Raw genomic sequence first — 7,963 nt, 5'->3', positions numbered from 1 at the left:
TCAGCCCCATTGAGTTGGCTTCTTCGCGGGCAAGCCCGCTCCCACAGCTACCGCGTAGATCTCAGGCCCGCGGTGAGTCATGACTGACTCAATACCCAATACTGCGACCGACTTGGCCCCTATGGCAGCAGCCGTATCCTTTTACTGCGGACAGTCAGCCCCATTGAGTTGGCTTCTTCGCGGGCAAGCCCGCTCCCACAGCTACCGCGTAGATCTCAGGCCCGCGGTGAGTCATGACTGACTCAATACAAATTATCTGACCGACTTGGCCCGATGGCAGCAGCCATATCCTTTTACTGCGGACAGTCAGCCCTATTGAGTTGGCTTCTTCGCGGGCAAGCCCGCTCCCACAGCTACAGTGCAGATCTCAGGCCCGCGGTGAGTCATTACTGACTCAATACAAATTATCTGACCGACTTGGCCCGATGGCAGCAGCCATATCCTTTTACTGCGGACAGTCAGCCCCATTGAGTTGGCTTCTTCGCGGGCAAGCCCGCTCCCACAGCTACCGCGTAGATCTCAGGCCCGCAGTGAGTCATGACTGACTCAATGCAAATTCTCTCACCGACTTGGCCCGATGGCTTGTTCGCGGGCAAGCCCGCTCCCACAGCTACCGTACAGATCTCAGGCCAGCGGTGAGTCATGACTGACTCAATACAAATTCTCTGACCGACTTGGCTCCCTGTGGGAGCGGGCTTGCCCGCGAAGGGGCCAGTGCTGGCACCCTGAAATGTTCAATAAGCATCGAACTTTTCGATCTTAAGCCACGGTATTCAGCCTGAGCATATGCGCCAGCCTGCTGATACAATCGGCTCACGTGAAATTCCAAGTTACTAATCAGGAGCACAACGTGCCCGTCGTCTTTGTTGCCGCCTCGAAACTCCCGACTCCCTTCGCGACCTTCACCATGCATGGCTTTCTCGACGAAGCCACCGGCCGTGAGCACGTGGTGCTCAGCCTGGGTGATATCGCTGACGGCGAGCCGGTGCTCGGGCGCCTGCATTCCGAGTGCCTGACCGGTGATGCCTTGTTCAGCCAGCGTTGCGACTGCGGCTCGCAACTCGAAGCCGCCCTGCAAGCCATCGCCCGCGAAGGCCGTGGCGTGCTGCTGTACCTGCGCCAGGAAGGCCGGGGCATTGGCCTGTTGAACAAGATCCGCGCCTATGAGCTGCAAGATGGCGGCGCCGATACCGTCGAGGCCAACGAGCGCCTGGGCTTCGCCGCTGACCAGCGCGACTATGCCATGTGCCTGCCGATGCTCGAGCACCTGGGCGTCAAGGCGTTGCGCTTGATGACCAACAACCCGCGCAAGGTCAAGGCACTGACCAGCATGGGCATCAACGTCGCCGAGCGTGTACCGCTGCATACCGGGCACAACCCGCACAACCGCCTGTACCTGGCGACCAAGGCTGGCAAGCTCGGCCATATGATGGGCACCGAGCACCAGGGCGAGGCGCCTCAGGCGTGACCCGCAGCGAGGTGAAGCGGCGCCTGGCGCTGGCCTGGTGGCAATACCTGGCAGTCGGGCTGTTGCCGCTGCCAGTGATGGCCTGGGCCTTCGGCGGTGGTGACGGGCTGATCCCGGTGCTGGCCATGCCACTGTTCATCGCGGGAGCCGCGACCATGTTCCTCAGCCTGCCACGCTTCGGCGCCTACAAGCGGGCGTTGATTGCCACCTCCAAGGTGCTCGGCACGCCTGAAGAGCCGGCCGCCTGGATCGAGCTGGCGCGGGTGCGGCGCATAGCCATGCTGTTCGCCTGCATCCCCGCCTGGGTGGCCGCGCTGTCAGTCTTGGTCGGGCTGGAAGCGGTGCCGCAAATCCTCCTGGCGCTGTCCACCTTGGTGCTGCTTTACCTCTATCGCATTCCGCGTCAGCTGGGCTGATGCGCGGCTTACTTTGCCTGCTGTTGTTACTGGTCGGTGGTGCTCACGCAGCGACTGGACCACGGGTAATCAGCCTAGCGCCGTCGATGACGGAAATCATGCTCGAGCTGCACGCCGATGACCTGCTGGTGGGCGTGCTCGACGGCGGCGAACGGCCCGCAGGGTTGGCTGCGTTGCCTTCGGTGGGGCGTCACGGCCAGCTGGACATGGAGCGTCTGCTCAGCCTCAAACCCGACTTGCTGCTGCTCTGGCCTGGCAGTGTTGCCCCGGCCCAGCGCGATCAGCTGCGCCGCCTGGGCATCGCTACCTTCAGTGATGAAGCGAAAAACCTCGACCAACTGATCGAGCAGATCGAGGCCATCGGTGTGCGGGTGGGTCGCGCTGAGCAGGCTCGGCGTTATGCCGCGCAACTGCGTGCCCGCCTGCAAGCGCTGCGCGAGCGCTATCAACGTGAGCGGCCGCTGGCGGTGTTCTATCAGGTGTGGGACAAACCGCTGTATACCTTGGGTGGCCAGCAGATCGTCAGCGATGCGCTGACGGTCTGTGGCGCGCGCAATGTCTTTGCCGACCTGACGCAGCCGGCGCCGCTGGTCAGCGTAGAGTCGGTGCTGGCGCGTGATCCAGAAGTTATCCTGGCCGCTGACAAGGCGCAGCTGACGCCGTGGAAGGCCTGGCCGCAACTGCGGGCCACGGCCAACCAGCAGCTGCTGGTGGTGCCAGACAAAGGCCTGGAGCGGCCCAGCGGACAGATGATCGAAGCGACCGCCAAGCTCTGCGCAGTGCTCGACGCTAGCGTGCCGGCGTCCAGGTAAGGCTCAGCAGCCAGGTGCGGCCTTCTTCGCGATAGCCATGGTTGCTGTTGTCATAGCTGTACAGCGCACGGCTGTAGCCTTTATCCAGCAGGTTATCCAGCTTCAGGTCGAGCCTGATCTGCTGGCTGGCCGTCCAACTACCCCGCAGGCCAAGCAAGCCATAGCCACCGAGCCGATTGAGGTTCTTCTCCTCGTTGTAGCTGCTGCTGACCGCCTGCCAACTGCCACCGACACTGAACCGTTCGAACTGCCGATCGACATCCAGGCTCAGGGTGCGCCGGGCGCGGCGGGCCAGGGTGTGCCCGCTGTCACGATCACGCGGATCGATCAGCGCCAGGCCCAGTTGGGCCTGCCAGGCTTGCCACTGCTGATGCAGGGTCAGTTCCACGCCGTCGATGCGCGCGCTGGCCACGTTGTAGGGTTTGGTCTGCATGTCGGGGAAGATGATCGCGTCACGCAGGTCGGTGCGGTACAGCGAGGCTTCCAGGCGGCTGCTGCTGGTCAATTGGCTGCGCCATTGCAGCTCGTAGCTCTTGGAATGCTCGGGCTTGAGCTCAGGATTGCCGTACTGAGGATCGTAGAGATCATTCAGCGTGGGTGCGCGAAAGCCCTCGCTGTAGGACAGCAGCAGGTCGTTGCGCTCGTTTACCGGCAGGGTCAGGCTGGCACTCAATGTGGTTTCGCGGCCGAACTGCTGGTTGCGGTCGTGGCGCAGGCCAAGTTCGCTTGAGAACCCTTCGCCGGCATAGCGATGCTGCACAAATACCGCACGGTTCCAGCGACTGTCCTCGGTGAACTCGGTCGTGCCCTGGGCGCGGTCCTGATACCAATCGCCGCCCAGCAACAGGCTGTGGCGCTCACTCAGGCTCAGGTCGTTCTGCCAGGTGACCTGGTCACGGTAGGTGTTGTAGACGAAGCGCTCAGCGCTGAGTTTGTCGCGCTTATCGTCGCGGTTCTCGCTGTGGCCCAGTTCCAGGCGCGAGTGCCAGGTGTCGTTCACCTGCGCGTCGAAGTAGCTGCCGACGCTGCTGACACTGAAGTCAGTGTAAGGCTTCTGGGCGAAGAGCTGGCGGCTGTTGAAGTCATAGCGCCCGTAGGGGCTGTCGTACTCACTGCGGCCACGGCTGTCGAGTAGGTTCAAACCGGCCTCAAAGCGCTCGTTGAAGGTGTGGCTAAGGCTCAGGTTGAACGACTGGTTGCGATAGGCGTCATGGTCAGCGTCGCTGGCAAACGAGGGGCCGGTCGAATCGATGCCAGCGGTTTCGTCCAGGCTGGCGCCTAGACTGAAGCGGGTAGCGCCGTCACCGCCAGACAGGCCCAGACTGCGCTGCCAGGTTTGGTTGCTGCCGGCCGCCAGGCGCAGGCGCGGTTGCAGGCCAGGGCCGCTGCTGCGGCGGGTGAAGATTTGGATAACCCCGCCAATCGCGTCGCTGCCATAGACCGCCGAACGCGAACCGCGCAGCACTTCGATGCGTTCGATCTGGTCGACGTCGAGAAACTGCAGGCCGCTGTCGCCAGAGGTGGCATTGGCGATACGCACGCCGTCGACCAGTACCAGGCTCTGGGCGGCCTTGGTGCCGCGGATGAAGATCCCCGGCAGGCTGCCGCGACCGCCGGTGGGGGCGATCTGGACGCCGGGCACGCGGGTCAGCAGATCGGTGACGCTGCTCGGTTGCAGGCGGTCGATATCGCTGCGGGTGAATACGCTGTTGGCGGCGCTGGTGGTGGTACGCGATTCAACCTGGCGGCTGGCGCTGATCAGCACGTCGGGGAGTTTCAGGGCGTCGTCGCGGGCCGGTTCGGCGGCCAGCAGGGTGGTCGGCAAGCAGAGCAGGGTGGTGAGGGTTGGGATTTTCACTGGCAGTTCCATCGCTATCGCGGGGCAAGCCCGCTCCCACGCAAGCGAGCAGATAGCGTCTGTCTGCGTGGGAGCAGGTAGCGCCTGTCTGCGTGGGAGCAGATAGCGCCTGTCTGCGTGGGAGCAGGTAGCGCCTGTCTGCGTGGGAGCAGATAGCGTCTGTCTGCGTGGGAGCAGGTAGCGCCACGTCTGCGTGGGAGCGGGCTTGCCCCGCGATTGGGCCGCAAAAAATCAGAGGCCGAGCTTGGCCATCCGCGCGCGCACCGACGCTTCGATCCCCGCCGCATCCAGCCCGCACTCGGCCAGCATCTGCGCAGGCTTGGCGTGCTCGACATAGATGTCCGGCAGCCCCAAGTGCAGCAGCGGCTTGAGCAGTGCCTCGCGGGCGAGGAACTCGCCCACCGCAGCGCCCGCGCCGCCCATGATGGCGTTCTCTTCGATGGTCACCAGCAGTTCGTGACTGGCCGCCAGCTCGCGTACCAAGGCCTCATCCAGTGGTTTGACGAAGCGCATGTCGACCACGGTCGCGTTGATCTGCTCAGCCACTTGCAGGGCCTCGGTCAATTGCACGCCGAACACCAGCAGGGCGACTTTCTCGCCCTGGCGACGGACCACGCCTTTGCCAATTTCCAGCGGCTCAAGATCGCCACTGATCGGCGCATTGGGGCCAGTGCCACGCGGATAGCGTACGGCAGCCGGGCCGTTGTACAGGTGGCCGGTGCTGAGCATCTTGCGCAGCTCGTTCTCATCGCTCGGGGTCATCACCAGCATGCCGGGGATGCAACGCAGGTACGACAGGTCGTAGCTGCCAGCATGGGTCGGGCCGTCTTCACCGACCAGGCCGGCGCGGTCGATGGCGAACAGCACATCGAGGTTCTGCACCGCCACGTCGTGAATCAGCTGGTCGTAGGCACGCTGCAGAAAGGTCGAGTAGATCGCTACCACCGGCTTGGCGCCTTCACAGGCCATGCCCGCAGCCAGGGTCACAGCGTGTTGCTCGGCAATGGCCACGTCGAAGTAGCGCTCGGGGAAGCGCTCGCTGAACGCCACCAGGTCCGAGCCTTCCTTCATTGCCGGGGTAATGCCCACCAGGCGATTGTCGGCGGCGGCCATGTCGCACAGCCATTGGCCGAACACGGCGGAGTATTTAGGGCCGCTGGCTTGTTTCGGCACGACCGGTTTGTCGGCAGGTTCGAGTTTGGTAATGGCGTGGTAGCCAATTGGGTCGACTTCGGCGGGGGCGAAGCCTTTGCCCTTTTTGGTCACCACATGCAGGAATTGCGGCCCCTTGAGGTCACGCATGTTGCGCAGGGTGGCGATCAGGGTCGGCAGGTCGTGGCCGTCGATCGGGCCAATGTAGTTCCAGCCCAGCTCTTCGAACAGAGTGCCGGGAACCAGCATGCCCTTGGCGTATTCTTCGGTGCGCCGGGCGATTTCCCAGGCGCCAGGCAGGCGCGAGAGGACCTTCTTGCTGCCCTCGCGCATGCTTGCGTAGGTGCGGCTGGAGAGAATCTTGGCCAGGTAGTTGGACAACCCGCCGACGTTGCGCGAGATCGACATGTCGTTGTCGTTGAGGATCACCAGCATGTCCGCGTTGACTTCCTGGGCGTGGTTCAACGCCTCGAAGGCCATGCCTGCGGTAAGCGCGCCGTCACCGATCACCGCGATCGATTTACGCGGGCTGTTTTGCAGGCGGGCGGCAATCGCCATGCCCAGCGCGGCACTGATCGAGGTGCTGGAGTGGCCGACGCCGAAGGTGTCGTACTCACTTTCGACGCGGCGCGGGAAGGCGGCGATGCCATCCTTCTGACGCAGGCTGAGCATGCGCTGGCGGCGGCCGGTGAGGATCTTGTGCGGGTAGGCCTGGTGACCGACGTCCCACACCAGACGGTCGTCCGGGGTGTCGAAGACGTAGTGCAGGGCAACCGTCAATTCGATCACGCCCAGGCCGGCGCCGAAGTGCCCGCCAGTCTGACCAACGGTATAGAGCAACTCCTGGCGCAATTCGTCGGCCAGGTTCTCCAGGTCGGCTTCAGCCAGCCGGCGCAGGCCGGCTGGCGTATCGGCGCGGTCCAGCAACGGGGTGACCGGGCGTTCGCGGGGGATCTCTTGAAACGTCGTGGGCATCAGGCGAGTCGTTATAGGTTTGAAGACGCGGCAGTTTACCCCATTGTGTAGGAAGCTGCCCATTCACAGGGGGGCGGTCCAAGCTCGCTGAAACAATATCGGCGGCGTGGCGAGATCTGGTCAGTGGCGCCGTTCGACGATATAGCGGGCCAGCGCGCGCAGTGGCTCGGCGTTATCGCCAAAGCCCTGCAATGCAGCCAGCGCCTGGTCGCGCAGCTCGATCGCGTAGGCCTTGGCCGCATCCAGGCCAAGCAAGGCTGGATAGGTCGGTTTGTCACGCGCGATGTCAGCGCCCTGGCGTTTGCCCAAGGTGGCGGTGTCGCTCTCGACGTCGAGGATATCGTCCTGCACCTGGAAGGCCAGGCCGATGGCCTGGGCATACACCTGCAAGGCCTCCAGTTGGGCCTGTTCGGCGCGCGCGCTGGCCAAGGCGCCGAGGCGCACGCTGGCTTCGATCAGGGCGCCGGTCTTGTGCCGGTGCATGTACTCCAGGGCTTGTTGGTCGAGCTTCAAACCCACCGAGCCGAGGTCGATGGCCTGCCCGCCGACCATGCCGGCAGGCCCGGCGGCCTTGGCCAGGGTTTGCACCATGTCCAGGCGGGTGGTAGCGGTTTGGCTGCTCAGGCGCGGGTCGAGCAGGGCGTCGAAGGCCAGGCTCTGCAGGCCGTCGCCAGCGAGGATCGCGCAGGCTTCGTCGAATTTTTTATGGGTGGTCGGCTGACCACGGCGCAGGTCGTCATCGTCCATCGCCGGCAGGTCATCGTGGACAAGCGAGTAAGCGTGGATCAATTCGACCGCACAGGCCGCGCCATTGGCGTCTTCAGCCGGCGCGCCAAAGGCTTCGCAGGCGGCATAGGCGAGCAGCGGACGCACGCGCTTGCCGCCATTCATCACGCTGTAGCGCATGGCTTCATAGAGCCGTTGCAGCTCTGCCGACGGCGCCTGGAACAGCTGTTCGAGAGCGGCGTCGACGCGTGCCTGGCAGATGGCCTGGTAGCTGCTGATCATTCTTGTGGCTCCGCGTCGAACGGCTGAGCGGCCAGCTCGCCGTCGCGCTCGAGCAGGATTTGCACTTTTTGCTCGGCCTGGGCCAGGGCGCCCTGGCAGTCACGGGTCAGGGCGATGCCTTGCTCGAAGGCGGCCAGCGACTCTTCCAGCGACAATTCACCGTTCTCCAGGCGCTCGACCAGCGCTTGCAGATCGGCGAGGGATTGTTCGAAATCGATGGAGGTTTTTTTGCGGGCCATGGCGACTGTCTCGGTGGCATTCAGAACGGCGCGAC

Annotated in this window: 7 protein-coding genes; 3 read left to right on the top strand and 4 right to left on the bottom strand. The window is 63.9% G+C overall.

The features are described 5' to 3' along the window. The first annotated feature begins 850 nt into the window (after positions 1–850). The 3 genes from ribA to ACI2JX_RS20150 are packed head-to-tail and all read left to right on the top strand — an operon-like array spanning position 851 to position 2,696. Positions 851–1,468, top strand: coding sequence for a GTP cyclohydrolase II (gene ribA / locus ACI2JX_RS20160; protein WP_404690860.1), 618 nt, complete (start codon positions 851–853; stop codon positions 1,466–1,468). Continuing rightward, positions 1,465–1,884 (top strand): MFS transporter, encoded by a 420-nt coding sequence (locus ACI2JX_RS20155; protein WP_404690859.1) that lies wholly within the window; start codon positions 1,465–1,467, stop codon positions 1,882–1,884. The genes ribA and ACI2JX_RS20155 overlap by 4 nt, the downstream gene beginning before the upstream one ends. Then, entirely contained in the window at positions 1,884–2,696 is an 813-nt protein-coding gene (locus ACI2JX_RS20150) for a cobalamin-binding protein (RefSeq protein WP_404690858.1), read from the top strand. The genes ACI2JX_RS20155 and ACI2JX_RS20150 overlap by 1 nt, the downstream gene beginning before the upstream one ends. On the opposite strand, the gene ACI2JX_RS20145 is transcribed toward ACI2JX_RS20150, so the two are convergent. The 4 genes from ACI2JX_RS20145 to ACI2JX_RS20130 all read right to left on the bottom strand — a co-directional run bounded on the left by ACI2JX_RS20145 (position 2,674) and on the right by ACI2JX_RS20130 (position 7,928). Continuing rightward, the gene (locus ACI2JX_RS20145; protein WP_404690857.1) at positions 2,674–4,566 is read right to left on the bottom strand and encodes a TonB-dependent receptor domain-containing protein; all 1,893 of its coding nucleotides are present in this window, start codon (positions 4,564–4,566) and stop codon (positions 2,674–2,676) included. The two genes, ACI2JX_RS20150 and ACI2JX_RS20145, sit on opposite strands and share 23 nt — an antisense overlap. A gap of 219 nt (positions 4,567–4,785) precedes the next feature. Next, on the bottom strand, positions 4,786–6,681 hold the full coding sequence (dxs, locus tag ACI2JX_RS20140) for a 1-deoxy-D-xylulose-5-phosphate synthase (RefSeq protein ID WP_404690856.1): 1,896 nt from the start codon (positions 6,679–6,681) through the stop codon (positions 4,786–4,788). 120 nt (positions 6,682–6,801) lie between these two features. Then, positions 6,802–7,689, bottom strand: coding sequence for a (2E,6E)-farnesyl diphosphate synthase (ispA, locus tag ACI2JX_RS20135; RefSeq protein WP_404690855.1), 888 nt, complete (start codon positions 7,687–7,689; stop codon positions 6,802–6,804). Further along, entirely contained in the window at positions 7,686–7,928 is a 243-nt protein-coding gene (locus ACI2JX_RS20130) for an exodeoxyribonuclease VII small subunit (RefSeq protein ID WP_186556633.1), read from the bottom strand. The genes ispA and ACI2JX_RS20130 overlap by 4 nt, the downstream gene beginning before the upstream one ends. Between the last annotated feature and the right edge of the window lie 35 nt (positions 7,929–7,963).

It is taken from the genome of Pseudomonas sp. NPDC088890 (assembly GCF_044900155.1).
Classification (GTDB): Bacteria; Pseudomonadota; Gammaproteobacteria; order Pseudomonadales; family Pseudomonadaceae; genus Aquipseudomonas; species Aquipseudomonas urmiensis.
This window is presented reverse-complemented; position numbering and strand designations above follow the sequence as displayed.

What these genes read in the sequence shown, in the direction of transcription:
- ACI2JX_RS20150 (WP_404690858.1), top strand. Translation starts at nt 1,884, where the DNA reads ATGCGCGGCTTACTTTGCCTGCTGTTGTTACTGGTCGGTGGTGCTCAC.
- ACI2JX_RS20145 (WP_404690857.1), bottom strand. Translation starts at nt 4,566, where the DNA reads ATGGAACTGCCAGTGAAAATCCCAACCCTCACCACCCTGCTCTGCTTG.
- dxs (WP_404690856.1), bottom strand. Translation starts at nt 6,681, where the DNA reads ATGCCCACGACGTTTCAAGAGATCCCCCGCGAACGCCCGGTCACCCCG.
- ispA (WP_404690855.1), bottom strand. Translation starts at nt 7,689, where the DNA reads ATGATCAGCAGCTACCAGGCCATCTGCCAGGCACGCGTCGACGCCGCT.
- ACI2JX_RS20130 (WP_186556633.1), bottom strand. Translation starts at nt 7,928, where the DNA reads ATGGCCCGCAAAAAAACCTCCATCGATTTCGAACAATCCCTCGCCGAT.